Source organism: Ruegeria sp. CH11 (assembly GCF_056537105.1).
On record NZ_JBQFQX010000002.1, the window covers coordinates 111,542 to 135,385 of the forward strand.

26 protein-coding genes, 1 tRNA gene and 2 pseudogenes are annotated in these 23,844 nt (G+C 58.1%); 11 read left to right on the forward strand and 18 right to left on the reverse strand.

Annotated elements, in window-relative coordinates; translation table 11 throughout:
- Window positions 1–91 precede the first annotated feature (91 nt).
- Window positions 92–700, reverse strand: a complete 609-nt coding sequence (locus ACR0LX_RS04445) for a carboxymuconolactone decarboxylase family protein (RefSeq protein ID WP_480782724.1) — start codon at window positions 698–700, stop codon at window positions 92–94.
- 150 nt (window positions 701–850) lie between these two features.
- Between ACR0LX_RS04445 and ACR0LX_RS04450 the strand changes: the two genes are divergently transcribed.
- Together ACR0LX_RS04450 and parE are read left to right on the forward strand one after the other, a co-directional pair.
- Entirely contained in the window at window positions 851–1,405 is a 555-nt protein-coding gene (locus ACR0LX_RS04450) for an NYN domain-containing protein (RefSeq protein ID WP_480782725.1), read from the forward strand.
- Window positions 1,406–1,501: 96 nt separating this feature from the next.
- Window positions 1,502–3,460: a DNA topoisomerase IV subunit B gene (gene parE, locus ACR0LX_RS04455; protein ID WP_480782726.1), complete on the forward strand. Its 1,959-nt coding sequence runs from the start codon at window positions 1,502–1,504 to the stop codon at window positions 3,458–3,460.
- 1,121 nt (window positions 3,461–4,581) lie between these two features.
- Here parE and ACR0LX_RS04460 read toward each other — a convergent pair.
- Window positions 4,582–5,352: an alpha/beta hydrolase gene (locus ACR0LX_RS04460; RefSeq protein WP_480782727.1), complete on the reverse strand. Its 771-nt coding sequence runs from the start codon at window positions 5,350–5,352 to the stop codon at window positions 4,582–4,584.
- Window positions 5,353–5,515: 163 nt separating this feature from the next.
- Between ACR0LX_RS04460 and ACR0LX_RS04465 the strand changes: the two are divergent.
- Window positions 5,516–6,271: pseudogene (locus tag ACR0LX_RS04465) on the forward strand (hypothetical protein); the annotation flags it as partial.
- A gap of 7 nt (window positions 6,272–6,278) precedes the next feature.
- Here ACR0LX_RS04465 and ACR0LX_RS04470 read toward each other — a convergent pair.
- Complete coding sequence (locus ACR0LX_RS04470; protein WP_480782728.1) at window positions 6,279–6,953, reverse strand: TIGR04283 family arsenosugar biosynthesis glycosyltransferase; 675 nt, start codon at window positions 6,951–6,953, stop codon at window positions 6,279–6,281.
- Between the two features lie 73 nt (window positions 6,954–7,026).
- Between ACR0LX_RS04470 and ygfZ the strand changes: the two genes are divergently transcribed.
- A complete protein-coding gene (gene ygfZ, locus ACR0LX_RS04475; RefSeq protein ID WP_480782729.1) occupies window positions 7,027–7,764 on the forward strand; it encodes a CAF17-like 4Fe-4S cluster assembly/insertion protein YgfZ in 738 nt (245 codons plus the stop codon).
- 97 nt (window positions 7,765–7,861) lie between these two features.
- On the forward strand, window positions 7,862–8,806 hold the full coding sequence (locus tag ACR0LX_RS04480; RefSeq protein WP_480570758.1) for an ABC transporter transmembrane domain-containing protein: 945 nt from the start codon (window positions 7,862–7,864) through the stop codon (window positions 8,804–8,806).
- A gap of 44 nt (window positions 8,807–8,850) precedes the next feature.
- Here the strand turns inward: ACR0LX_RS04480 and efp are convergent, their stop codons facing one another.
- Complete coding sequence (gene efp / locus ACR0LX_RS04485; protein WP_170391801.1) at window positions 8,851–9,414, reverse strand: elongation factor P; 564 nt, start codon at window positions 9,412–9,414, stop codon at window positions 8,851–8,853.
- A gap of 218 nt (window positions 9,415–9,632) precedes the next feature.
- On the opposite strand from efp, the gene ACR0LX_RS04490 reads away from it, so the two are divergent.
- Window positions 9,633–9,953: a DUF6280 family protein gene (locus tag ACR0LX_RS04490; RefSeq protein WP_170715318.1), complete on the forward strand. Its 321-nt coding sequence runs from the start codon at window positions 9,633–9,635 to the stop codon at window positions 9,951–9,953.
- Window positions 9,954–10,024: 71 nt separating this feature from the next.
- Here ACR0LX_RS04490 and ACR0LX_RS04495 read toward each other — a convergent pair whose 3' ends face one another.
- Window positions 10,025–10,594 carry a cobalamin biosynthesis protein CobQ gene (locus ACR0LX_RS04495; RefSeq protein WP_480782730.1) on the reverse strand — a complete coding sequence of 190 codons (570 nt, stop codon included), beginning with the start codon at window positions 10,592–10,594 and terminating at the stop codon, window positions 10,025–10,027.
- A 60-nt stretch (window positions 10,595–10,654) separates the two neighbouring features.
- On the opposite strand from ACR0LX_RS04495, the gene ACR0LX_RS04500 reads away from it, so the two are divergent.
- Window positions 10,655–12,112, forward strand: coding sequence for a cobyric acid synthase (locus ACR0LX_RS04500; protein ID WP_480782731.1), 1,458 nt, complete (start codon window positions 10,655–10,657; stop codon window positions 12,110–12,112).
- A gap of 3 nt (window positions 12,113–12,115) precedes the next feature.
- Here the strand turns inward: ACR0LX_RS04500 and ACR0LX_RS04505 are convergent, their stop codons facing one another.
- The 3 genes from ACR0LX_RS04505 to ACR0LX_RS04515 all read right to left on the reverse strand — a co-directional run bounded on the left by ACR0LX_RS04505 (window position 12,116) and on the right by ACR0LX_RS04515 (window position 15,114).
- Window positions 12,116–12,871: a hypothetical protein gene (locus tag ACR0LX_RS04505; protein ID WP_480782732.1), complete on the reverse strand. Its 756-nt coding sequence runs from the start codon at window positions 12,869–12,871 to the stop codon at window positions 12,116–12,118.
- A gap of 75 nt (window positions 12,872–12,946) precedes the next feature.
- Window positions 12,947–14,365 (reverse strand): TolC family outer membrane protein, encoded by a 1,419-nt coding sequence (locus ACR0LX_RS04510; protein ID WP_480782733.1) that lies wholly within the window; start codon window positions 14,363–14,365, stop codon window positions 12,947–12,949.
- Window positions 14,366–14,460: 95 nt separating this feature from the next.
- A complete protein-coding gene (locus ACR0LX_RS04515; protein ID WP_480570773.1) occupies window positions 14,461–15,114 on the reverse strand; it encodes a protein-L-isoaspartate O-methyltransferase family protein in 654 nt (217 codons plus the stop codon).
- Between the two features lie 221 nt (window positions 15,115–15,335).
- Here ACR0LX_RS04515 and ACR0LX_RS04520 point away from each other — a divergent pair.
- Window positions 15,336–15,409, forward strand: a tRNA-Cys gene (locus ACR0LX_RS04520).
- Window positions 15,410–15,477: 68 nt separating this feature from the next.
- Here ACR0LX_RS04520 and ACR0LX_RS04525 read toward each other — a convergent pair.
- From ACR0LX_RS04525 to ACR0LX_RS04535, 3 genes are read right to left on the reverse strand one after another with little or no spacing between them, the layout of a single operon-like run.
- A complete protein-coding gene (locus ACR0LX_RS04525) occupies window positions 15,478–16,509 on the reverse strand; it encodes a tyrosine-type recombinase/integrase (RefSeq protein ID WP_170610073.1) in 1,032 nt (343 codons plus the stop codon).
- Window positions 16,506–16,697, reverse strand: a complete 192-nt coding sequence (locus tag ACR0LX_RS04530; protein ID WP_024096637.1) for a hypothetical protein — start codon at window positions 16,695–16,697, stop codon at window positions 16,506–16,508. Before ACR0LX_RS04530 ends, ACR0LX_RS04525 begins: the two co-directional genes overlap by 4 nt.
- A gap of 24 nt (window positions 16,698–16,721) precedes the next feature.
- Window positions 16,722–16,916 (reverse strand): Arc family DNA-binding protein, encoded by a 195-nt coding sequence (locus tag ACR0LX_RS04535; protein ID WP_170610071.1) that lies wholly within the window; start codon window positions 16,914–16,916, stop codon window positions 16,722–16,724.
- A gap of 84 nt (window positions 16,917–17,000) precedes the next feature.
- Between ACR0LX_RS04535 and ACR0LX_RS04540 the strand changes: the two genes are divergently transcribed.
- Window positions 17,001–17,315 carry an Arc family DNA-binding protein gene (locus tag ACR0LX_RS04540; RefSeq protein ID WP_170610069.1) on the forward strand — a complete coding sequence of 105 codons (315 nt, stop codon included), beginning with the start codon at window positions 17,001–17,003 and terminating at the stop codon, window positions 17,313–17,315.
- A 2-nt stretch (window positions 17,316–17,317) separates the two neighbouring features.
- On the opposite strand, the gene ACR0LX_RS04545 is transcribed toward ACR0LX_RS04540, so the two are convergent.
- Window positions 17,318–17,959, reverse strand: a complete 642-nt coding sequence (locus tag ACR0LX_RS04545) for a hypothetical protein (RefSeq protein ID WP_170610067.1) — start codon at window positions 17,957–17,959, stop codon at window positions 17,318–17,320.
- A 158-nt stretch (window positions 17,960–18,117) separates the two neighbouring features.
- Here ACR0LX_RS04545 and ACR0LX_RS04550 point away from each other — a divergent pair, with 158 nt between their 5' ends.
- Both ACR0LX_RS04550 and ACR0LX_RS04555 read left to right on the forward strand, forming a co-directional pair.
- Complete coding sequence (locus tag ACR0LX_RS04550; RefSeq protein WP_170610065.1) at window positions 18,118–18,330, forward strand: helix-turn-helix domain-containing protein; 213 nt, start codon at window positions 18,118–18,120, stop codon at window positions 18,328–18,330.
- 2 nt (window positions 18,331–18,332) lie between these two features.
- Entirely contained in the window at window positions 18,333–18,533 is a 201-nt protein-coding gene (locus tag ACR0LX_RS04555; RefSeq protein ID WP_170610063.1) for a hypothetical protein, read from the forward strand.
- A 355-nt stretch (window positions 18,534–18,888) separates the two neighbouring features.
- On the opposite strand, the gene ACR0LX_RS04560 is transcribed toward ACR0LX_RS04555, so the two are convergent.
- The 6 genes and pseudogenes from ACR0LX_RS04560 to ACR0LX_RS04585 form a co-directional block, all read right to left on the reverse strand.
- Window positions 18,889–20,097, reverse strand: coding sequence for an IS91 family transposase (locus ACR0LX_RS04560; RefSeq protein ID WP_170610061.1), 1,209 nt, complete (start codon window positions 20,095–20,097; stop codon window positions 18,889–18,891).
- A gap of 16 nt (window positions 20,098–20,113) precedes the next feature.
- Window positions 20,114–20,293 (reverse strand): annotated as a pseudogene (locus ACR0LX_RS04565) (PfkB family carbohydrate kinase); the annotation flags it as partial.
- Between the two features lie 11 nt (window positions 20,294–20,304).
- Entirely contained in the window at window positions 20,305–21,183 is an 879-nt protein-coding gene (locus ACR0LX_RS04570) for an SMP-30/gluconolactonase/LRE family protein (RefSeq protein WP_170610060.1), read from the reverse strand.
- 11 nt (window positions 21,184–21,194) lie between these two features.
- A complete protein-coding gene (gene kce, locus ACR0LX_RS04575) occupies window positions 21,195–22,118 on the reverse strand; it encodes a 3,5-dioxohexanoate:acetyl-CoA acetone transferase (RefSeq protein ID WP_170610058.1) in 924 nt (307 codons plus the stop codon).
- Window positions 22,111–23,073: a 3-hydroxyacyl-CoA dehydrogenase gene (locus ACR0LX_RS04580; protein ID WP_170610056.1), complete on the reverse strand. Its 963-nt coding sequence runs from the start codon at window positions 23,071–23,073 to the stop codon at window positions 22,111–22,113. Before ACR0LX_RS04580 ends, kce begins: the two co-directional genes overlap by 8 nt.
- Window positions 23,073–23,843, reverse strand: a complete 771-nt coding sequence (locus ACR0LX_RS04585; RefSeq protein ID WP_480782734.1) for an SDR family oxidoreductase — start codon at window positions 23,841–23,843, stop codon at window positions 23,073–23,075. Before ACR0LX_RS04585 ends, ACR0LX_RS04580 begins: the two co-directional genes overlap by 1 nt.
- Between the last annotated feature and the right edge of the window lies 1 nt (window position 23,844).

Here is a 23,844-nt window from a genome sequence, read left to right on the forward strand (position 1 = left end):
TTACACCCCCAAAATACCCCCAAAAACCCCATCCTTCATCTTTTCAAAAATACTCCGGGGTGCGCGAGGGGCTGGCCCCTCGCTTACTCCCTCACCGATGTCCCCAATCATCAGGATTATCCGAATTGTTGGGCGAAAGTCCCAACACATCCCCTTCGGTTGAACACCCCAATCCCAAAACGGTGCGGTTGGCATAGGAGAAATAGGCGCAAACCTGATTGATCTCCAAAACCTCGCCATCATCCCAACCTGCATCTCGCAGAGCAACGATATCCGCCTCTGTCAATTCCGCCGGAGCTTCGGTCAAAACTTGCGCATACCGCATCGCGGCAATCTGCGCGTTGTCCAGAGGCGCGTCTTCAAGGCGTCTGGCCTCGATCGCTGCGCGGATCGCGTCCCCTCGTTCTGCGTCGTTCAGCAAGCGCTGCAAGCCACTGAAATGATGTTCGACGCAATAGCCACAGCGGTTCAGCGAGCTGACCCAAACCCCAAGAACTTCGAGAAACCATTTCGGAATTTTGTTCGCCGAGTGGTGCAGCACAGCCTTGTACATCGCCATGTGCCCTTCCATCGAATGGGGCCGAAGGCTGTGCGCCATCATGATGTTGTCAACGTTGTTTCCGGGGCCTGTCACCCGCTCATAGAGTTTTTTCAGCTTCCCCGTCGCATGTTCGAATGGAATCGTAGCTATCCAGCTCATCTGCGCCTCTCCTATTGATCCGATGTTGCACGCTTTCGATTTCCGACTTTGCAAACCGAACCCAAACCGTTAGCCCTGTCCTGGCTTTAGCGATAATTTGTCAGATACCTGCGATACATCAACACTCAATTTTCGAAGCGGCCCGACCCTGTGCGCCTATTGTTTTTCGTCTTCATCTTCTCCGCGTGCGGCACGCTTGCTGCCATACTGAATCTGTTATCAGCTGATTGGCTGTTGCTGTCGGTGCCCTGTGCGCTGGCAAGTGCCCTGATCCTATTCCAAACATGGCTGCGCAATGTCAGGCAGCCAAAGAACTGGGCGATCATCGACGGATCGAACGTGATGCACTGGAACGGCGGCACCCCGAATATCGACACGGTTGCCGAAGTCATATCGACCTTGACCCAAGCTGGGCTTACGCCCGGCGTGGTGTTCGACGCCAACGCAGGGTACAAACTCTCGGGGCACTACATGAAGGACAGCGCTTTGGCTTCCCACCTCGGACTGCCAATAAGCCGGGTTCTGGTGGCACCCAATGCCACTCCGGCAGACCCGTTGGTATTGCAGGCCGCAAAGGACCTTGGCGCTGCCATCGTCACCAATGACCGGTTCCGCGATTGGGCTGAAGACTATTCTGATGTGCTGGCTACCAAGAAACCGATAGGCGGCGGGTATCGTAAAGGCGAGCTTTGGTTGTCGCTCTGACGCGGCTGACAAAAGCACACAACACCTCGCGCCCCTCTTCCCCCGGACCACATCACCTGCCATAATGGGGGAAACTCAAAAACAAGAGCAGCACCCATGCCCGACGATCTGTTGACGCCAGAAGCGACCAATACCTATGACGCCTCGTCCATCGAGGTGCTTGAAGGACTGGAGCCTGTCCGCAAACGCCCCGGCATGTATATCGGCGGCACGGATGAGCGCGCACTGCACCATATGGTGGCCGAAATCCTCGACAACTCGATGGACGAGGCCGTGGCAGGCCACGCCAACCGGATCGAGGTTGAGCTGCATGCCGACTACGCCCTGACCGTGCGCGACAACGGACGTGGCATCCCGATCGACCCACACCCGAAATTCCCCGACAAATCCGCGCTTGAGGTGATCCTGTGTACCCTGCACGCGGGCGGCAAATTCTCGGGCAAGGCCTACCAGACCTCGGGTGGTCTTCATGGCGTCGGCGCCTCGGTTGTCAACGCTCTGTCGGATTCGATGGTCGTGCAGGTCGCGCGCGACAAGCAGCTGTTCGAACAACGGTTTTCGCGCGGTGTCCCGCTTGGTCCTGTCGAAAAGGTCGGCGCGGCCCCCAACCGGCGCGGCACGACGGTGACATTCCACGCCGATGCGGACATCTTCGGCCATCACAAATTCAAACCCGCGCGGCTGTTCAAATCCATCCGCTCCAAGGCCTACCTGTTTTCGGGCGTGGAAATCCGCTGGAAATCCGCCATCGACGACGGCGAAACCCCGACCGAAGCCAGCTTCCACTTCCCCGGTGGCCTGTCCGATTACCTGAAGGAGACAATGAACGGCTCGTCCACCTATGCCGAGCAGCCCTTTGCTGGCACAGTGGATTTTCAGGAAAAGTTCAACACCCCCGGCAAGGTCGAATGGGCCATCAACTGGACGCCTTCACGCGACGGGTTCATCCAGTCCTACTGTAACACCGTCCCCACCCCCGAAGGCGGCACCCACGTGGCGGGCTTTTGGGCCGCGATCCTCAAAGGGATCAAGGCGTATGGCGAGCTGATCAACAACAAGAAAGCCGCGCAGATCACCCGCGATGACCTGATCACCGGCGGCTGCGCGCTGGTCTCATGCTTCATCCGAGAGCCGGAATTCGTCGGCCAGACCAAAGACCGACTCGCCACGGTCGAGGCGCAGCGGCTGGTTGAAAACTCGGTCCGCGACCATTTCGACAACTGGCTCGCCGCGGATACAAAATCCGCCGGGGCGATCCTCGACTTCCTCATTCTGAGGGCCGAAGAACGCCTGCGCCGACGGGCCGAGAAGGAAACACAACGCAAGTCCGCCACTAAGAAACTTCGTCTTCCCGGCAAGCTGGTGGACTGTAGTAGTTCAACACGGGACGGCACAGAATTATTCATTGTCGAGGGCGACTCGGCGGGCGGCTCGGCCAAGATGGGCCGCGACCGCAAAACCCAGGCCCTGCTGCCCCTGCGTGGCAAAATCCTGAACGTTCTGGGCGCGGCCAGTTCGAAATTGGGTACGAACGCCGAGATCAACGACCTGACCCAAGCGCTGGGTGTGGGCCTTGGCACCAAGTTCAACGTCGATGACCTGCGCTATGACAAGATCATCATCATGACCGACGCGGATGTGGACGGGGCGCATATCGCCTCGCTGCTGATGACGTTCTTCTTTACACAGATGCGGCCGATGATCGACGCAGGCCACCTGTATCTGGCCTGCCCGCCTTTGTATCGCCTGACCCAAGGCGCCAAACGCGTCTATTGCTTGGACGAGGCCGAGCGTGACGAATGGCTGGAAAAAGGTCTGGGCGGCAAAGGCAAAATCGACGTGTCCCGCTTCAAAGGTCTGGGCGAAATGGACGCCAAGGACCTGAAAGAAACCACGATGGACCCGGCATCCCGCAAACTGATCCGCGTCACGATTGACGAGGACGAACCCGGCGAGACCGGCGATCTGGTCGAGCGCCTGATGGGCAAAAAACCCGAACTGCGGTTCCAGTACATTCAGGAAAACGCGCGGTTTGTGGAGGAGTTGGATGTTTGAGAGTTGTGAAACGCATTGAGGCTTAGGCTTACATACGAGGGACCACTACCCGCGCTTCAACGCGATCCAGTTGGCAACCAAAAGCACCGAAAAGCAGGCGATATCCACACTATCCGAAAGGTATTTCATACCCAATTGAAGTACTTTTGGGAAACCAATGAGTTTTTAAGTAATAAGAAATCTTGGCGCTCTGACTTTGAGGCATCGAATAGGGCGCCTGATGGCGCAGCATATTGGGCGCCAGACGCAAGCGAACAAGAACCGTTAGTTGACATAGTAGCGGATCAGCACGTCGAGGGCGACTATAGGTTCGTGCCTCTAGCACGTTCCCAATGGAACCTAGAATGTAGCTTAGACATATTGTTCTTAAGACATGATCCACCTGGATCTATCTATCAAGCAGGTGATATCGATAATCGAATTAAAGCCCTGCTTGATGCATTGAGGAAGGCAAACAATCAAAACGAACTGCGGGGGCACGAAACTCCAAGTTCAGATGAGAACCCGTTTTTTGTTCTATTGGAGGACGATGATTTAGTGACCAATTTGAATGTGCGAACTGACCGTCTTCTTGTTCCTCCCAAGGACAAAGCAATGGATAGCAACTTTGTTAAGCTGGTGATTTCAGCCGAAATACATCCTAATTTCGTCACGATGTTTAACTTGTCGTTCCTATAGCCCGGGTTCAACGAACCTAGGGAGCGCCTAGGCTACTTCACCATAAACCTCGCGCACGACCCGAGGGTGGGTGCGGAACGCGCCCGCCCGTCGGGGCGGATCAGGCGCGTGCTTGATGCTTTGCATCAAGCAATGGGTGGAATATCTGCAAGCCGAAGTCAAAGGGCCATGACCACTTGCCCCAAGACCAAGAGCCCAAAGAGCACCGCAACGCACAGGTATAGACGTCGAAGTGTTTCAGCGACACTCATACGGCTCGTCCAAGCTTCTCCATACTTCATTTGGCGTTCCGCTAAGATTTTCTGAACTACGCCTAGCAAGGTCGGGTCCGCAAAGTAGAAACCTGACCCCTTCCATCGAAATCCCGAGATCAACAGAAAGGCTACCGATATTCCCGAGGTTGCCAGCAATATGGCTACCATCTGTTCGTCCCGCCGGGGCTCTCAACCCACCTTCTCATTCAACCACTCCGCAATCTGCCCCGCTGGCCCTTCCCACCCCGGCTCCATGAACAGAAAATGCGCGTGGTTTTCGACCGGCAAAAAAGTCGCGCGGTCTCCGTAAAGCTTTGCCAAAGCGCGGCAGGTGTTGGGGTTCACGGCCCTATCCTCGGTACCGGAAACGATCAAAACCGGGCAATCGACCTTGTCGATATCAACCTTCATCGCGTGGTGATCGTCGAACATCCAAAAGAACATCTCGAACATCACCCGCCCGCTTTCAGCACCTAGTTGATCGAACACCTCATGCTGTTGCACCTCGGGCATTTTGTTTAGCGCAAAGGGGGCCATCAGGTCGAAATCGACGCGCATGGGCTGTTTCCAGAACGCCCCACCCTCCATGAGCGCGCGCGGCACGGCGCGTTCGTCGTCGGTTTCGGGCAGCGTCCCCCAGGCCGCGTTCGGGTTGATCAGAACAATGGCGCTGGCCAATCCACGCGACGCCACCTGCTGTGCAACCACCCCCGCGATGGCATGGCCGAGCAGCACTGGCTTGCTGCCCAGCCCTTGCACGAAGGCGGCAATGTCGTCGGCGTAATCCATCACACTGGTATCGATCAGGCCCGGATCAGGCTCGGCCTTGGGGTCGCCGCCATGATAGCGCAGCGCGGGTGTGTGCACCGTCCAGCCCCGGTCGCGAAAGAAACTCGCGTAATCCTCCATGCACCACGGTCCGGCAAACGCGCCGTGGATCAGCACAATCTCTTTGGTCATGAAATGCTCTCTCCCCCTATCAGTTACCGCCAATATGAGAGACCAAGACGCCGGTCGGCAAGGGCTTAGCAGCGCGGTGACGGGTCCAGCGCGCGGGAACAGCTGACAACAACTGCCTGTGAGGAGTGTTGCCAGCGATGAAGCAGGACGTAAACTCGGCCCCATGACATTTATCGCGGAAAATCAACTGCCCCTGCTGATCCTGTTCTTTCTGGCCGGGCTGGTGGGCACTGCCTTTCTGTTTCGCAAACCCGCGGGGCACCGGGCGTGGAAGCTGGCCGATCTGGTCTGGGTCGTTCTGGGCGGGATCGGTGCGCTGGTTGCGGTTCTGGCCGGGCTTTATACCTCGGACAGTTCACGGCTGGACCGGCAGATTGACGTGGCTTATGCCGCAACGCTGGCCTTCGACCGCGACGCGGCGCGGTTCCGTCTGCGCTTTTGCGATCCGGCCTATGATCCGGACACTGCCGTACTGTGCGACAAGGTCGAGTTTCTGTCGGCGTCAACCGCCAGCAATGCTGATTTGCCGCTGTTCATCGCTGTCACAAACGAAGTCGCCCCTCTGCAGGGGCTTCAGTTCCTTTTCGGGCGCCAGTCCCGCGACGACAAGGAAGAGGCGCGCGGGATGGCGGCCAAGGCGGATGCTTTCGACATAGAGCAGTTTCTCGTTTTCACCTCGCTGGACGACGCGACCCAAGCCGCGATCGACAACATGCGGCGGAAAGTGCCCGCTATCGCTGGCGACTATCTGATTTTGGCACAAAGCTATGACGATCTGATCGAACAGGTCGGCAAGCTGAAGGACGAGTGGGAATACCTGCAGGCCAATGCGCATATTCTGGTGTTGCAGATCATCGCGCTGTGCCTCGTTAGCTTCGCCGCCCCTTTCCGTCTGGGCAAATCCGTGGTCGAACTGCGCTCGACGCTCAGCGCCGATACGCCTGCGCCAGCCGTTCAGGATCGACACCCAGATAGTACCGCGCCAGAGTCCACAGATTCCGCGCCCCCCGGCGCAACCAGCCCCGGCGCGCATAACGCTCCGCACTCGTGATCGCATCGACTGAAAGGACCGACGCACGCGGCAGAGCGCGGATCAGCGCGACATCCTCCATCAGCGGTTGATCCGGGTACCCGCCAGCTTCGGTATAGAGCTGCCGTCGGACCAGCAATCCCTGATCCCCGTAGGGCAAACCAAACAGGCGACTGCGCAGATTGGCCCATCCGGCCACCCAGGTCGGACCGAAACCAGTGGCGCGAAACCGCAGCCGAAAGACCGCCGGACGTCCAGTTGGCAGATGCTCCCGGACTTTCTCGGCCCAGCCTGGTTGTAGTTCGGTATCGGCATGCAGGATCAGCAGCCATTCCCCGTTGGCGGTCGCGCAACCACGTAGCAACTGGCCACCGCGTGAGGCCGGACTGGAAACGATCTTGGCGCCAGCTTCATCCGCAATCTCCAATGTCAGATCATCGGACCCGCCATCGCTGACAATCAGTTCGCGGATGAGACCGGCATGCAACCCCTCCATCAGCGCCGATAGCGTGCGGGGCAATTCTGCAGCGGCTTTCAAAGTGGGAATCACAATGCTGATCGGCGCGGACACGAACGAAACCCTCTGGTCATGGCGGTGCGAACCCCTATATCACGGGGCCAAGACAAATGATAAGGACCAACCCATGCCCAATCGCCGCATCTTGCGCCTGACCGGGGCGGATACCGAAAGCTTTTTGCAAGGGCTTGTGACCAATGATGTGGACCGGTTGAAGGACGGGCTGGTCTATGCCGCCCTGCTGACCCCGCAGGGCAAGTACCTGGCAGATTTCTTTCTGCTTCGCGATGGTGAAGCGATCCTGCTGGACGTCGCAGAGGACCTGGCCGATGGGCTGGTCAAACGCCTAAGCATGTACAAGCTGCGCGCCGATGTCGCGATCGAAGGCACAGATCTGAACCTTCAACGCGGCACCGGGCTTGCTCCGTCAGGTGCCCTGCCCGATCCGCGTCACCCGCAACTGGGTTGGCGGGCCTATTCCACCGATGCTGAACGTGATGACGGTACCGATTGGAACGCGCTCCGCGTGCTTCATTGCATCCCGGAAACCGGCATCGAACTGACGCCTGACAGCTATATCCTCGAGTCGGGTTTCGAGGAACTGAACGGTCTGGACTTCAAGAAAGGCTGTTATGTCGGGCAAGAGGTCACAGCTCGGATGAAGCATAAAACCGAGCTGCGCAAAGGACTTCGTCAAGTCGAAATCGAAGGCGACGCCCCGGTCGGATCCGAAATCACCGCCAACGGGAAACCTGCGGGCACCCTGTTCACCCGGGCCGGAGACCGCGCGATTGCGTACCTGAGGTTCGACCGTGCAACCGGAGACATGCAGGCTGGCGAAGCGGTTGTGCGTCTGCTGATCTGAACGTGGATGATCGCGCACGCGGCGCAACGGTTCCATCTTTGACCCGGCCGCAACGCGCGGTATCACTTAGGTCAGGTAACCGATTGGATTCTTACGCATGCTTCGCCTCTATACAGCGATATGGCGCGCCAGCGCCGGTCGTCAGATCATCCTTATCCTTCTGTCCATCGCAATCGCAGCACTGGCCGCCGTACCGCTGGAATTCCAGCGCGATATCATCAACCATCTGACCACAAAGGAAATCGAGGCCGAACGGTTGATGCTGTTGGGCGCTGGAATGATGGCGGTCATTCTGCTGAGCCTCGTCTTGAAGTGGGTCCTCGGCTTTCGCGCCGGAACGCTGGGAGAAGACCTGATCCGCATGATCCGCCAACGCTTGCTGGTCCGGGCAGTGGATGTAGGTGAAGACGGCGAGAACATTCGCAAAGGCACGATGACCACAGCCATCTCGGCCGAGGCTGAAGAGTTGGGTAAATTCGCCGGTGGCGCTTTTTCCGACCCGGTTGTCCAGATCGGAACCCTGGTCAGTGTGATCAGCTATATATCTTCGACCCAACCGGGGCTTGGGGCGATCGCCTTTTCCATGATCCTGCCGCAGATCATCATCGTGCTGATTTCGCAGCGAAAGGTAAACACCTTCGTCGCCGAGCGCGTTCGCATTCTGCGTAATGCCACCGATGAAATGACGCTTGAGGATGTCCAGCAAGTGTCCAAGGACATCGAGGCTCAGTTCGATGAGATTTTCGAGACCCGCCGCAAGATGTTTCTGTGGAAACTCTCTGCCAAGTTCTTGCTGAGCGTCATCAACGGTGCCGGAACCGTTGGCGTTCTCATGCTGGGTGGTTGGCTGGTTTTGCAGGGAAAAACCGACGTCGGCACCGTGGTCGCGGCCACTAGCGGCCTGAGCCGTATCCAGGGCCCAACGTCGTTCCTGATAGCCTTTTACCGACAGGTCAGCGCCAATCGGATCAAATACGACCTGATGCTGGAATTGTTCGGCCCCCACCCCGAGCGTTACCGGAAACTGAAGCGCCAGCCATAAAAAAGGGCCGCATTTGCGGCCCATTTTCCTGATTGATCACGCCGTCAGGCGCGCTCGGAATATTCCATGGTCTCGGTATTCACCACGATCATCTCGTCCTGACCGATGAACGGAGGCACCATGACCTTGACGCCATTGTCCAGAACCGCCGGTTTGAACGAGTTCGCCGCGGTCTGACCTTTGACGACCGGCTCGGTCTCGACGATCTTACAGGTCACCTTTTGCGGTAATGTCGCGTTCAGCGCCTCGGACTCGTAGAACTCAACCACGATGGTCATGCCGTCCTGCAGAAACGGGCGGCGTTCGCCCAGCAGTTCCGACGGCAGTTCGATCTGCTCATATGTTTCGGAATCCATGAAGACGAGCATGCCGTCGGATTCGTAAAGAAACTGCTGATCCTTCTGTTCAAGCCGTACGCGCTCGACCTTATCGGCAGATCGGAACCGCTCATTCAGCTTTGACCCGTTGCGCAGGTTGCGCAGTTCGACCTGTGCAAATGCGCCGCCTTTACCGGGCTTTACATGGTCCACCTTAACCGCCGCCCACAGCCCGTCGTTATGCTCAAGCACATTGCCGGGGCGAATTTCGTTCCCATTTATCTTGGGCATGACTTAAATCCTTCACAAACGGTTGATGCGTCAGTTCCCGTCCCTATATCTGGCGGGATCACACCTGGCAAGACAACGAGACCTAGTGCTGCACTTGCAGAAAGCCATGCAAATGACGCAACGCAACTATGCATTTTAGCTGTATCCGAATCACACCTAATAGGTCATAAGAACCGTCACGCCGAAAATGCAAGAGCAAGAAGAATAAGGAAGACGAGATGAGAGATTTCGTTGACGGCACTGCCTTTAACAATGAGCAAGGCAATCGTGCACGCAAACTTTTCGCGGCCGTTGTGCTGGCCGCACTTGATGACGCTATCGCCGATGACAAGAAATACGGCAATGGCCCCGAACAGATCGCCCGTTGGGCCCGCTCGCGCGATGGGCGTGAGGTGCTGTCCTGCGCCGGTATCGACCCGAATGAGCGGGTTGTGGACGGGCTGATGGAGTTCGTAGGCCGCGGTGTGCGGACCTCGGTTGCGCTGTCGCGTGAAGAGAGCGAACGCCGCAACGCTGCGCATCAGGCCGAAGCTGCCTGAACGCACCAGTTATCTGGTTGAAAAAGCGCGCTCTTCTTAACAGAGCGCGTTTTTCTTTTGCCTGCTGACATCTAGAAAAACAGCAACCATTGCCGCGCCACCCATAGTTCCGCCGCGAGCAGCATCGCAAAAAACAGCTTTGCCCCCGGCGTCAATCCGCGCTGCCACAACACGACATATGCCCCGGCGCAGACTGCAATCGAGATCGGCGCAACCCAATTCCCGTGATGCGCACTGTCCCAATAGCTGACCGGGCTGTGAAAAACCCAGTCACTGAACGGCCAGAACTGCGGTCGTCCATCACCTGCGTGCAGCAAAAAGTCCGTCGCCAGATGCAATAGACCTGCCGACGCCGCAACGGTCAGGACCCGCAGACCAAACCAGATGCCTGCCACCAACGCGACGCTCCAGAGCACAAAGGAGTTGTCGATGGCAAAGACCGTTTGCCACGCGGGCGAAAAGTAGAGCTCGTTGAAAACGACGTTTTCGGGGATACCCAGCAGAAAAACTGAAACTCCTACCATCACATATAGCGACAGGTCCGGCAGCAGCGACCCGATCAGGGCCGCCCAAAGCACTGAACCTCGGGCGGGGCGGGCAAACGCGGCTGCCCCGATCAAAAGATGGGCTGGGGTGTTCAAGTTTAGCTTTTCCTTTACCCGCAAATCAGGTCATCTGCCGGTCAACATAGGAGACAGGTCATGGTTCGGTCCATCATGATTCAGGGCACCGGCAGCAATGTCGGGAAATCGGTTCTTGTGGCCGGTCTGGCGCGCGCCTTCACCCGGCGCGGTTTAAGGGTGGCACCGTTCAAACCTCAGAACATGTCCAATAATGCCGCGGTCACCGAGAATGGTGGCGAGATCGGGCGCGCGCAGGCGCTTCAGGCTCGGGCTGCAAAGCGCCCCACCCACACCGACTTGAACCCGATCCTGTTGAAACCTGAAACCGATACCGGCGCGCAGGTCATCGTACATGGCCAAAGGGCGGGAACGATGCGGGCGGCAGATTATCGCAAGGACAAGTCCAAGCTTCTCAGCGCGGCACTGGAAAGCTTTGGCCGGCTTTGCGCAGACGCCGATCTTGTGCTGATCGAAGGGGCCGGCAGCCCGGCGGAAACCAATCTGCGCAAGGGCGATGTGGCAAATATGGGGTTCGCCTGTGCAGCAGGTGTTCCCGTCGTTCTTGTCGGTGACATCCATCGCGGAGGCGTCATTGCTCAGATCGTCGGCACGCAAGCTGTGTTGGATGACGGCGATCTGGCGATGATCAAGGGCTTTGCGGTGAACCGTTTCAAAGGCGATGTGACCCTGTTCGACGAGGGTCGCGACGAAATCGCCACCCGCACCGGCTGGCCCTGTCTGGGCGTGGTGCCATGGTTTGACGATGCGTGGAAGCTGCCCGCCGAAGACATGATGGACATTCGTTCTCATTCCGGTGGCACCTGCAAGGTTGTGGTACCGCAGTTGGAAAGGATGGCGAATTTCGACGATCTGGATCCGCTATCCGCCGAACCCGGTGTCTCGGTCGAGGTTGTGCCTGCCGGGCGCGCCCTGCCCGGCGATGCCGATCTTGTTCTGTTGCCCGGCAGCAAATCCACGATCGGCGATCTGGCCTATTTCCGGGCCCAGGGCTGGGACGTGGACCTTTACGCGCATGTGCGACGCGGTGGGCATGTTCTGGGCCTGTGTGGCGGCTACCAGATGCTGGGCAAAACGCTATCGGACCCTGATGGCGTTGATGGGCGGCCAGGCTCGGTGCCGGGGCTGGGGCTGATGGACGTAGACACGGTCATGGCCGGTCAAAAGCAGGTTACCCTGCGCGATGCCGTGGCTCTGCCCGGCGGCGAACCGGTCAGCGGCTACGAGATTCACATGGGGCGCACCGAAGGGCCTGACTGCGACCGCGCATGGCTTGAGATCGAGGGCCGCCCTGAAGGCGCAGCCAGCCCCAACGGGCGCATCCGCGGCAGCTATCTGCATGGTATTTTCTCGTCCGATGCGTTCCGGGCCAGCTTTCTGGCACAACTTGGCGCAACGTCAGAGATTGCCTACGAGGACGGGGTCGAAGAGGTTCTGGATGCCCTGGCAGATCACCTTGAGCGGCACATGGACCTGGATCTGCTGCTCTCGCTGGCGCAAGAACCCCGCAGGCCCTAGGCGCTATTTCGCGTTCTGTTCGGCCAGAGCTTTGTTGATCTCGCGCCGCACCATCTTGCGGATGTTGCGCGTGATCCCCTCGCCCAACGCACCCTGCAATTCCTTGCGGACAATCTGCGCCACCAGCTCACTCAGCGCGTCTTCGTTCAATGCAACGGGTCCGCTAACGGGCTGAGAGGCCGCGTCGGAGCTTCGGGTGAAGATGAAAGGTGTTTGGTCTTCGCCCTCTGGCTTTTGCGCTTCGGGTGCGTCTGGCCAATCCACAGCTTTGGTGGGCGTACCGGAATAGGCATCGTCACTCTCACCATCCGGTTCCCACTGATCTTCGGTCCGGGCAATCGCCGCTTCCAGCGCCTCGATCTTGGCGCTCAGACTGCCGGCGAGGTCGCGTTTTCCGTCTATGTCCGAGATTTCACCCTCGTTGGAGGTGGTTTTGCCGTCTTCGTTCTTGTCCGGACTGGGCGCAGGTTCCGCTGGCTTTACGATATTGCTGGGTTCAAGCCGCATTGGTTCAGACTTGTTCGCCGCTTTCTCAGTGGCGACCTCTTTCGCGCCAAGCTCGGGAACAAGCTTCAGCGGTTTCGAAGCCTCGGGTTCGGATACCCGCAGCGATTCGGTCAGAACCAGACGGCCCGGTTTGCGGCCGGGCGCGTTCGGGATGAAGATAAACTCAGAGTCTTCGCGCACTTCTTCGCTGACCAATCGCTTGACCGAGGACAATACGTCCCCAACACCGGATTTCACGACATTGTCTGACATTGCTCTCTACCGCTCTTGCCCTTTGGTCCGAGTGTACCCAATCGGACCAGAGCGAACAACCGGTTGAATTGCCTGTCAGTCGCGACGCAACGCCTTGAGCACCCGATCCAGATCCTTGCTTTGCTTGCTGACCTGAGCCGGCGCCTTTTTTACAAGGTTGTAGTACAGTGTTGGATCGTAGATCTGAACGGCAAGTCCCAGCCGTTCAGCAGTCAAAAGGCCCTGCGCCTGCAACAGTTGGTAAGCTGCCAAAGACCGTTCCGTGCGCGAAGCAACCTCGGCCAATTGCGCGTCCAGCAGGTCCTGCTGGGCTGCCAGCACGTCCAACGTGGTCCGCGCGCCCAGAGTTGCCTCTTCGCGGATACCGTCAAAGGCGACCTGCGAGGCGCGGACCCGTTCCGTCGAAGCTGTCAAACTGGCGGTCGCGGTCTGGAACCGGACATAAGCATCGGTCACGCCTTGCGTGATATTCTTCTGAACATTCAAAAGATTTGCCCGCGACGCATCCCGTGTCGCCATGGCCCGCCGCACCGATGCGGCCAACCGACCACCCGCATAAAGCGGCTGGGTCAGATCCAACGAAACCCGTCCAGAGTTGCGGTAGTCGTCGTTGTCATAGCTTTCAGTGATGCCCGCTTCGGCATTCAACCGAACATTGGGGCCCAGATTTGCCCGTTGCTGCTGCACGATCAAATCAAGCGCACGCACCTGATGTTGGGCAGACAGAACCGCCGGGTGATTACGCTGCGCCAGCGACTGCGCCTCGGTCTCGGAACGCGGAAGGTTGGGTAGGCTGGGCTGGCCAGCGGTGCGACCAGGCAACTTGCCGACCGCATTTACATATTCCGCCTGCGCCGTGCTCAGCGCACCACGTGCATCAGCCAGATCCGCGCGCGAGCTTGCAAGCTGGGCTTCGGAAAGCGCAACGTCTGTTCGCGTCACCTCGCCCACTTCGAACCTGTCTTGCGAGGCCCGAAGTTCTTCGGCCGAAAGATCGACGTTGTTCTGGCGGATACCCACGGTTTCTTCCTGCAACAGCACGCTCAGATAAGCGGTCGTGGCCCGAAACAGTATCTGCTGTTCGATATCGATCAGGGATTGACGTGTCGAAAGCACAGTCTCTTGTGCGGACTGTTTGCCCAGGATCGACGCGCCGCCATCATAGATCAACTGACTAAGCGTCAGACCCGTGAAAAACTCGGACGGTTCGTCCGAAGTGACGGTATCACCGATCCGCGCGCGCGAAAAATCCTGACTGACGCGCGCCGTCCAGTTGATGATCGGACGCAGCGCTGCAAGCGCAATTGCGACGTCCTCGTCTGCTGCACGCAACAGCGCCCGGTTCTGCTCAAGCAGGCCGCTGGTGTTGTATGCCCCAATAAACGCATCCGTCAGATTGTCAGCCCATGCAGGCCGCTCTGGCATCGCTCCCAAAGCAATGCTTGCGGTCAAAGCAAGCACTTTGACGAGCTGTCCCTTCGCCGTCCAACGCATATCGTAATCCTCTCAAACCAATTTTACGCTGCCTCAAGAACAGTTTGCGACAGTGTTTTCAAGTAATCAAGGCGGCAAAACAATTTGCCAAATGACTATAGCGAAAATGCATCCACTACAGAAAATGCGCTCAGAACAGGGGCTGATGCGTTGAATGCATGCCGCCAAGTGACCCGACCACCCGACTTGTGGCCGATTTTCACTGTACCCAATTCGCCGTCCATAAACAAACACGCGATGCGTCCGTGATCCTTGAGCTGATCCACAATCGCCTGGGGCACATGTTCCACACCACCCTGGATCATGATCACGTCATAAGGGCCATGTTCGGCGGCACCTTGTTCAAGCGGGCCAGTGTGGATAATGGCATTATCCACATCCTCTTCCATCAGAACGGTCTGCGCTTCGGCTGCCAGATCTTCGTCATCCTCGACCCCGACGACCAGTTCGGCCATCCGCGCAGCGATCGCGGTCGAGTACCCAAGCGCCGGCGCAATATCCAGAACCATCTCGTCATTCGAGATATTCAACGCGTCCAGTATCTTGGCAAAGGTGCGGGGTTCAAGAATGCAGCGTCCGCCACCCAGATCGATCAGGTCTTCGACATATGCCGCCTCGCGCTGCGCGTCCGGCATGAAATTCTCGCGCTTGACGGTCAGCATGGCGTCGATGATTGGAAACTTCGTCACATCCGATGGCCGTACTTGCGTATCGACCATCGTAAGGCGGCGGGCTGCGAAATCTGTCATGGCATCGCTCGTTCATTATCCGACATTCATCCGGCTTGTGCCACATCCTACCCAATGCGACAACGGGCCGTTCCGAAGATCAAGATGGCACAGTTGCCCGCGATCCAAAATGCAGCATTTAGCCGCCAAAGCGAGTTTTCGCGCCAAACCTCTGGACGTCCACCCGGAAAGCTGCTAGAACCGCCACCACACCACGGCAAGTGATTGATTTTACTTGAAAAGGCGAGTTGGCGGAGTGGTGACGCAGCGGATTGCAAATCCGTGTACACCGGTTCGATTCCGGTACTCGCCTCCAATAAAATCAATGACTTGCGTCATCCTTCCTCTCCTTCACTGCCATTTTTGAAACGACCGTTGAAACTTTCACGTTTCGGTCTTGCTTCGTTCCAACTGATTTCTTGCTTCTTGAGCGCGCTTGGCGAGCTCTCTTTGCCGGATCGGCCCGCCGTATTTTTTGAGCATCTCAACGCCTGAGTGACCGGTGACGGCTTTGACCATCTCGTCATCACATCCGGCCAGATACAGCTCGATCGTCGCATTTTTCCTGAGCCCGTGCGTTTTGTAGTAGCTCGCCTTCTCGTGCTTCATCTTCTTTTTGATGGTGCGCATTTCCTCCGCAACGATCCGGTAGCTCACTGGTCGACCCTTGGCGTCGGTCACAACGGTGCCGTCCGTTCGTGCGAGCCCGTCGAGATGGGTTTTCAGGCGGTCGGTGAGCGGGATCCAAAGAGGCTTATCAGTTTTGCCCTGCGTGAAATCGAATCCTTCATCCGAGAAGTGCTCCCACTTCATCTTCACGACATCGCCAATACGCTGGCCTGTTCCAACGCAAAGCTCGTAAACCAGCCGCGCCCTCTTTGAAGCCAGCGCTTCGAACTCGGCACGAACATCATCTGGCCAAGGCTCCCAGCCGTCGCTCTGCTGCTTGAAAAGCGGGATGCCCTTTGCCGGATTGCCGTGCTCTTTCTTGATGAAGCCGATCAACCGGGCGTGATTCATCAAGACGACCATAACCTGAACGAGATAGTTGGCTTGCCTCCAATGATCCGCATTGGCCCGGTGCAGTTCATAAATGTGGTGGGTTTCGATCCTCGCCGGGTCCTTGTCGGCCCAGATCTCTCGAATATGGCTGATGTATCGCCGATAGTCGGATCTCGTCCGGGGCTTCAGCTTCTTGTAGGCGTCACTCTCGTAGTAACTAAGAATCAACGCCTCAAAATTGCGTTTCACCGGCGCTGGCGCTGGCTTTCCCTTCAGCAGGCGATTGTAGTGATCCCAAAATTCTGGCGTGCCCGCTTCCTCGTGCATCATGACCGAGATACCGCGTGAACGCCGGATGAACCGGAGATACCCCCGGTCATTGTAGACGTATTTGGGCAAGCTTTTGCGAGTCATTCGCCCATTCTCAGGTCACTGTTGAGAAAGTCGTCTGCCGCCTCCGGCGCGACCATGTTGGCATCGACGATGACACTGCCATCAGGCTTGATCTCGAACTTCGCGCGCTGCCAACCTGCCTCCCGCGCCTCGCGGATGAAGGCGGAGGCTGCCTGTTTTGCTTTTGTCTGTGCACTTGCTTTGGTCATCTAATCGGCACCTCTCTAACGTCGTTAAAAACGCGCATTATCGCCCTGATCCATATTGATTTTTCCAACTGATCCGAACGTGGATCGCCTGTCTTTCGCTGCCCGAATGGCGCGGATCACTTCTGAATTCTGGGAGTTACCATTCCGATCTGACTCCGCCTTGATCCACTCTTTGAGCTCTTGCGGGAGCCGAAGCTGCATTGGTTTACGACTGTTCATGAAACACCTCCAGGTTGAAACCACACTCCGTTAGTGGCACTTAGCCACTATTGCGTCAATTACTTTTTATGGCACAGTGCCACCATGCCGGAACAAAGCTCTCAAAATCAGGATAAATTCATCGTGCGTCTGCCAGACGGCCTGCGCGATCGAATACGCCTTGCGGCTGAGGCTAACCATCGCAGCATGAATGCTGAGGTCGTTGCCCTCCTCGAAGAAAACTATCCGGCCCCTGTGCCGGAAAAACTGGAAGACCCTGCCGCGCGGCTGCTCTTCTGGCTTGCAAAACGCATCCGTCGAAGAGACCCAAAGCCTGGAACTCCAAGGGAAAAACAAGCTGCCCTGTATGAGCGGATTGCGGGCGATATCGCGGAACGTATGAAGGACATAGGCGACTAGCCCTAGTAGGCCACCCACTCGTATCCGTGGTTGCCCTCGTGATCTTCCCATTCGACACCGACTCCGCGCCGCCAACTTGATGAAGAACAGCGTCGCGTCGGAAGCACCCATTGCGGGGCGGCCGCTGGCGTCGTGCGTTGCCAGCCGAATTCGCCCTGCGTGCCGTAGGTGCCGAGGCGCATGTTGTAACTTTCAGAGCAATCATCATCGCGGCCACGTTCCCGATGGCTATAGTATCGAACATCCCAGACACGGATCGAGCGTACGAAATCGAATTCCAGACCACTGATGTCGATATCGGCTCCACCTTCGACCACCTGTGCCAGAATGACTTGGCCAAGTGTCTGCCTCGATTGGTTGCTTGCCTCCCAGATTTTAGGGGCCGTACTTTGCAACGGCTCGCGCTCGGAAACACCCATAGGACAACGCCAGATTTGCAAAGGCGGCTCAATCGGCCAGGGTGTGATCCGACGGATAAACACGGCGCGGGCATGGGCACATTCTGCTGACGCGGGCCACCCACCAGCCAGGCAAAGCAGAATGGCGCAGTCGACCTGATAGGCTTTCGCCGCCTGCGGAGACACGCTGCAGGAAAGAGCCACCACGCCTCCAGCAACCCAATTTCTGAAGAACCAACACCACATATCAATAGTTTCCTTTTGATTACATTACTGCATTATTGATACATTACTTCTTCCCTCCACCTCTACACCATATGCGAGCATATCCTTTGTGAGGCTCGCGCGCGTTTTGTGGAATATATTCCGTAGAGCAGTTCTTGTGATCTGGCCGTATAGAGGCCATGAAATTAAGGGAACGAGTAGGGTTAAATGTCCGGAATCTCAGAAGTTCCAGAGGATTAAGCCAAGAACAACTAGCGTTAGCTGCGGATGTGGATCGCAGCTATATCAGCGAGATCGAACTCGCCAAAAATTCAGCATCAATCGATGTTCTGGAGCGGATTGCGGATGCTCTCGGCGTCGATCCCAAGGAATTGTTTAACGAGAGGGGCTAGTTTTGCCCGAATTTGAGAGCGTTCGCACAACGGCCGAAGCCATCGGTCGTATTTCTTGCATCAAAACAGGTGAAGAAATCGGTCTTTTGTATCGCTGGGACAACGGCGAGACGCAGGCAGCGTTGTACGAAGACGCCATCCTCACAACACTAGACTGCTCAGCTCATTCTGGTGAACCGGACGTTGGCGCAAAACGCGGCTAACGGCCGCAAAGATGCAGGTTTCTCGGACGCCACGCGCGACGTTGGAGTGACGTGGGGCGTTGTCTGGCGTCGGAGAAGCGCTCAGGCGGGAAATCGCGGGGTTGGTCTTGGTGAGTGGGTTGCTATGGGGATTTGAGGGTTGAGCTTGGCCTTGGGCTGATCTGACAGACTCGTTTAACGGCTCCCGTCAGGCCAAGCGCGGTGTCGTCCTTGCCGGTATTTGGACGATACGCGTGGTGTTTTTCCTGTGCCATCGACTTTTACCTTGTCGATAACTTGATCAGTGCATGACGATGGGTTCGCAGGCGACATCGGCTACGGCTGAAGATGTCTGTTATCATGTTGGTCGTGCGTTTCATGCAGCGGCCCTCGCCGATGCCGGCGGTGCTCTGGGATGTTGCGAGGGCGCGAAAGTGCCGACAATGATCAACCGCCCGCCACAGCATGGACAGGGCAGTACGAGGACCCTGGGATGCTGATCGGTGTCGCCTCCATTTGCATCACCGGTGCCTTCCCGGCTCGGCGATTTGGCCCCGAGAAGATCCCTGATCCGGGCGATATTAGCTGCGCGGTTGCCATTTCCGTAGAAACCATAGTGGCGGATGCGGTGCTGGCCCTTGGGCAGGACGTGGATGAGGAGCCGACGGATGAATTCCTCGGTTGCGAGCGTCATGGTGGTATGCCGCCCGGCGTCATTGACGCGGTAATTCTTGACGCGGAAGGTGACGCTGGTCTGATCGAACCGGATCAGGCGACTGTTTGATATCGCGATGCGGTGGGTGTAGCGCGACAGGTAGGCCAGCACCGCTTTGGGCCCGGCGAAGGGTTCCTTGGCGTAGACGACCCAGTCGAGCTGGCGCCGCGGGCCCAGAAAGGCACCGAATGCTTTAGAGTTGGCAAGTTCCGTATGATCGCCGAAGAACTGCAGCTTCCCGGCTTCGTGCAACTTGGCCAATCCTTCCAGAATGAGCCGCCGGTAAAGGCGGGACAGCACCCGAACGGAGAGGAAGAAGTTCTTGCGGCAACCGATCCACTTTGTGCCGTCCGCAGACAGGCCGCCGCCCGGAACAATCATATGGACATGTGGATGGTGCGTCATCGCCGAGCCCCAGGTGTGAAGCACGGAGGTGACGCCGACCCGCGCGCCAAGGTGCTTGGGATCGGCAGCGATCTTGATGACTGTATCCGCGCTTGCCCGCATCAGCAGGTTGTAGATCGCGCGCTTGTTCTGGTGGGCGATGTCGGCAACTTGTTTGGGCAACGTGAAGACCAGATGGAAGTAGCGCACGGGCAAAAGCTCAGCTTCCCGCGCGGCCAACCATGCCTTTGCGGCACCGGACTGGCACTTGGGGCAATGGCGATTGCGGCAAGAGTTGTACGCAATGTGCTCGTGGGCGCAGTCTTCACAGCGCGTTACATGGCCACCGAGCACCGCCGTGCGGCAACGCTCGATAGCCGACATCACCTTCAACTGGCCGAGGCTGATATGGCCCACATTGGCAGCGCGATACGCCGTCCCATGGGCGCGCAAGATATCCGCGACCTCCAGATTTGCCCGCTCCAAGGCGGGCTATCGGGTCATTTCCCACGGCAGAAATCAGCCCAACGCGCGCTCCGGCGCGTGCCGCCGCAATTGCCATATTGCCGGATGACCCGCCGGGGTACCGGGCGAAACTGCGCGTTTCTTCCAAAGGGGTCGCAGTCTGCTGGCCGTAGAGATCGACTGCAATACGCCCAAGGAAAAGCAGGTCCGGCGACATTTCGGGTGAACTCACGCGCCGAAGCGCGGCTCGGGCACGCCGGCTACGCCAAGCCCTGTGATGGCAAAGACGCTGCCGCGCTGCACACCGTCCCCGGGGAAACGTGGCAGAGGTGGTTTGGCCATCGACGTGACATAGAGCGTATCAAGATTTGGCCCGCCGAACATCACGCTGGTGACCTTGCGCACGGGCATGTCGATCACCCGGTCAACCTCGCCGTCCGGCGTCCAGCGGTAAAGACGTCCGGCATAGACATTGGCGTTCCAAAGGCACCCTTCTGCGTCCACCGTCGATCCGTCCGCCGCGCCCTCATTCGATCTGTCGACGGAAACAAAATCCCTACGGTTTGACAGGGCGCCTGTTTCAACGTCGAAGTCGTAGGCCCAGATCACACCTGACCAGCTGTCCGCGAAGTAGAACGTCTTATCGTCCGGGCTGAAGCACGGCCCGTTCGAGACAATGATGTCAGTATCGACCTTGTGTACGCTGAAATCAGGATCCATTCGATAAAGTGCACCGTTGGGGCCTTCTTCCATCGTATCCATGGACCCAGCAAAGAAGCGCCCGCGCCTATCGACCTTGCCATCGTTGATCCGGTTTGCGGGCTTGTCGGGTTCGGGATCGTGGATCAGGTCACAGTCGCCGGATTGGAAGTCGAGTGCGTAAAAGCCGCTGTCGAGCGAAATGATCGCCCCATTTCCGTCCTTGCGCAACGCCATGGATCCAATCTTGCCCGGAACATCCCATGCCCGCAGTTCCGTACCCTTGTCGGTGCACCGAAAGACGCGGCCGTCCATCGAATCGATGAAATAGAAGCGCTGTTGGTCGACGTCCCAGAGCGGCCCCTCGCCAAGCGTTGTCTTGATGTCGAGCAGAATATCGATTTGCATCTGTCTTCCTTTCAGAAATTCACGCCGTCGCCGCCTTTGAGGTCGAGAATCTCGCGCGCTTCGCGTGGGCTAGCGACGCGCTTGCCCAGCCCTCCGATCAGTGCGGCGGCCTTTCTAACCTGCTCGGCGTTCGATGTCGCGAGCTGGCCTTTTCCGATCCAGAGCGAGTCTTCCAGGCCGACGCGGATGTTGCCCCCCATCGCTGCCGCATGCGCCACGATCCGAAACTGGGCCGCCCCCGCGCCCAGAACCGACCACCGAAGGTCCGACCCGAACAGACGGTCTGCCGTCCGCTTCATATGTGTGATGTCTTCGGGGTGATTGCCGATGCCGCCAAGAAGGCCGAACACCGATTGCACGAAGAAGGGCGGCTTCACGAGACCGCGCCTGACGAAATGGGCAAGGTTGTAGAGGTGCGAGATGTCGTAGCATTCGAACTCGAACCGCGTGCCGTTTTCCCCTGCTGCGGCCAGAACATACTCGATGTCCTGGAACGAGTTGCGGAACACCAGGTCGCGCGACCCTTCAAGATGCTCGCGCTCCCATCCCGCGATTTCCGGATAACGCGCCAGCATCGGGAAAAGCCCGAAATTCATCGAGCCCATGTTGAGCGAGGCAACCTCAGGCGCGAATTCTGTCGCGGGGCGCGCGCGTTCTTCGACGCTCATATAGGGGGAGCCACCGGTGGTCAGGTTCACAACCGCATTGGTCGCCTGTTTGACCCGCGGCAGAAAGCGGGAGAAACCTTCGGGGGTTTGATCGGGTTTGCCGGTGTCGGGGTCGCGTGCGTGCAGATGCAGGATCGCTGCGCCAGCTTCGGCGGCTCCGATGGCCGCTTCCGCAATCTCATCAGGCGTGACCGGCAAATGGGGCGACATATGCGGCGTGTGGATGGCACCGGTGACGGCACAGGTGATGATGACGGCGTCAGTCATGAGCGCGTTCCTTACCCTCCAGATTGTTTGCACGCTTGAAAGCTCTGAGCTCTAAAAGGCGCGTGTCCCGCCATTCCCGGCGCGCAGCCAGTCGCCCGATCGGCAATCGCGAACGGCGGTCCGTCAAAACGCGCCGCAAGACGTCGCCTTGCCAGCTCTGGCGCGGCCCGCCGCCCACATTCATCCGTGCGTACATCGGATCATACCGGTTGACGTAGTCTTCCAGCCCACCTGGCGCATTCAAATCTATGGTTTCGAAGGGGCCCATGAGGGCCCAGCGAAGGGCCAGACCATCACGAATGCATTTGTCGATGTCTTCGGCTTCTGCATAGCCTTCACCGACCAGTCGGAATGCTTCGTCCAACAACGCACCTTGAAGGCGGTTGACGATGAAACCGTTCAACTCGCGCAGAACCTGAACCGGATTTTGTCCCACATCGACCATCACCCGAGCGGTTCGTTCCATCGTATCCGTCGACGTGTCTGGCCCGGGCACAAGTTCCACAGCGGGGATATGCGAGGGTGGGTTGATCGGGTGGGCGACAAGGCATCGTTCCCGCCCTTCCAGTCCTTCAAAGATCAGCGATGGCAGGAGGGCAGAGCTTGAGGTCGCCAGAATGGCGTTCTCCGGCGCGGCCTTGAGAATGTCCCTAGCCAACGCTTGCTTGATCGACAGTTCTTCAGGTCCATTTTCCTGAATATGCACGACGCCATCCACTGCGGCGTCCAGCGTATCCAAAGCACTTATGCGTGCCAGAACGTCCGCCGCGCTTTCGCCGTTCAGCAGGTCGTGGCGTTCCAACTCTGCAGCGTCCCTCCCGCAGATGTCCTGCGCCTTCTTTGATGCCTCTGGATTTACATCCCAAAGCGCGACGTCAAAACCACCCCGGGCAAAGCTGATCGCCCATGCGCGTCCGATCAGTCCTGTTCCGATGATGGCAACTTTCTCTGTCATCAGAGCGTCTCCACATTGCCGTCGACGGCAATGTTCTGACCGGAGATATTCGCGCCCGCCGGCGACAAAAGGAATGCAACCGTGTTGGCGACGTCGTCTTCGGTAACCATCCGGCGCATCGACACCTTCGACAGGTAGCTTTCGCGCATCGTCTCGACCGGAACACCTTCCTGACGGGCCCGGTCGGTGATCACGCCCTCCATGCGCGGCCCTGAGACAAACCCCGGCTGGATCGCGTTGACCCTGATGTTCTCCGGGCCGAGTTCCTTGGCAAGGCTTTGACACAGCCCCACGACCCCGAATTTGGTGGCGCTATAGGGCGTCCGGTACGCATAGCCGTATTTGCCTGCGACCGAAGACATCCCGACGATGCTCCCGCCTCCGTTCTTGCGGATAAGAGGGACCGCGAAATGTGCGCAGTTGAATTGTCCGAGAAGGCCGATCCTGAGGCACGTCTCGAATTCGTCAGGTGTGATTTCGTCTACGCCTCCGGTTGGCCCCGCAATTCCGGCATTGTTGATGAGGGCGTCGAGGCCGCTCCACTCGGCTTCGATGAGCGCGAAGAAACGTCCAACATCCGATGTCTGACTGACGTCGCAGACCTTGGTCAGGGTGCCCGGCAGTTCAGATGCAACGCTCTCAAGCGCAGCGGCGTTGACATCGCAAATCGCAATCTGCGCGCCTTCCGCGTAGAGACGTCGCGCGATTGCAAGTCCGATCCCTGACCCGCCACCGGTGATCGCAACCTTCTGGCCCTGAACAAGTCCCATT

Bases quoted from the DNA above. Each gene is read 5' to 3' on its own strand.
- ACR0LX_RS04510 (WP_480782733.1), bottom strand. From the start codon at position 14,365: ATGCGTTGGACGGCGAAGGGACAGCTCGTCAAAGTGCTTGCTTTGACC.
- ACR0LX_RS04535 (WP_170610071.1), bottom strand. From the start codon at position 16,916: ATGAACAGTCGTAAACCAATGCAGCTTCGGCTCCCGCAAGAGCTCAAA.
- ACR0LX_RS04445 (WP_480782724.1), bottom strand. From the start codon at position 700: ATGAGCTGGATAGCTACGATTCCATTCGAACATGCGACGGGGAAGCTG.
- parE (WP_480782726.1), top strand. From the start codon at position 1,502: ATGCCCGACGATCTGTTGACGCCAGAAGCGACCAATACCTATGACGCC.
- ACR0LX_RS04490 (WP_170715318.1), top strand. From the start codon at position 9,633: ATGAGAGATTTCGTTGACGGCACTGCCTTTAACAATGAGCAAGGCAAT.
- ACR0LX_RS04480 (WP_480570758.1), top strand. From the start codon at position 7,862: ATGCTTCGCCTCTATACAGCGATATGGCGCGCCAGCGCCGGTCGTCAG.
- ACR0LX_RS04505 (WP_480782732.1), bottom strand. From the start codon at position 12,871: ATGTCAGACAATGTCGTGAAATCCGGTGTTGGGGACGTATTGTCCTCG.
- efp (WP_170391801.1), bottom strand. From the start codon at position 9,414: ATGCCCAAGATAAATGGGAACGAAATTCGCCCCGGCAATGTGCTTGAG.
- ACR0LX_RS04570 (WP_170610060.1), bottom strand. From the start codon at position 21,183: ATGCAAATCGATATTCTGCTCGACATCAAGACAACGCTTGGCGAGGGG.
- ACR0LX_RS04500 (WP_480782731.1), top strand. From the start codon at position 10,655: ATGGTTCGGTCCATCATGATTCAGGGCACCGGCAGCAATGTCGGGAAA.
- ACR0LX_RS04540 (WP_170610069.1), top strand. From the start codon at position 17,001: ATGCCGGAACAAAGCTCTCAAAATCAGGATAAATTCATCGTGCGTCTG.
- kce (WP_170610058.1), bottom strand. From the start codon at position 22,118: ATGACTGACGCCGTCATCATCACCTGTGCCGTCACCGGTGCCATCCAC.
- ygfZ (WP_480782729.1), top strand. From the start codon at position 7,027: ATGCCCAATCGCCGCATCTTGCGCCTGACCGGGGCGGATACCGAAAGC.
- ACR0LX_RS04460 (WP_480782727.1), bottom strand. From the start codon at position 5,352: ATGACCAAAGAGATTGTGCTGATCCACGGCGCGTTTGCCGGACCGTGG.
- ACR0LX_RS04580 (WP_170610056.1), bottom strand. From the start codon at position 23,073: ATGACAGAGAAAGTTGCCATCATCGGAACAGGACTGATCGGACGCGCA.
- ACR0LX_RS04515 (WP_480570773.1), bottom strand. From the start codon at position 15,114: ATGACAGATTTCGCAGCCCGCCGCCTTACGATGGTCGATACGCAAGTA.
- ACR0LX_RS04545 (WP_170610067.1), bottom strand. From the start codon at position 17,959: ATGTGGTGTTGGTTCTTCAGAAATTGGGTTGCTGGAGGCGTGGTGGCT.
- ACR0LX_RS04525 (WP_170610073.1), bottom strand. From the start codon at position 16,509: ATGACTCGCAAAAGCTTGCCCAAATACGTCTACAATGACCGGGGGTAT.
- ACR0LX_RS04585 (WP_480782734.1), bottom strand. From the start codon at position 23,843: ATGGGACTTGTTCAGGGCCAGAAGGTTGCGATCACCGGTGGCGGGTCA.
- ACR0LX_RS04530 (WP_024096637.1), bottom strand. From the start codon at position 16,697: ATGACCAAAGCAAGTGCACAGACAAAAGCAAAACAGGCAGCCTCCGCC.
- ACR0LX_RS04550 (WP_170610065.1), top strand. From the start codon at position 18,118: ATGAAATTAAGGGAACGAGTAGGGTTAAATGTCCGGAATCTCAGAAGT.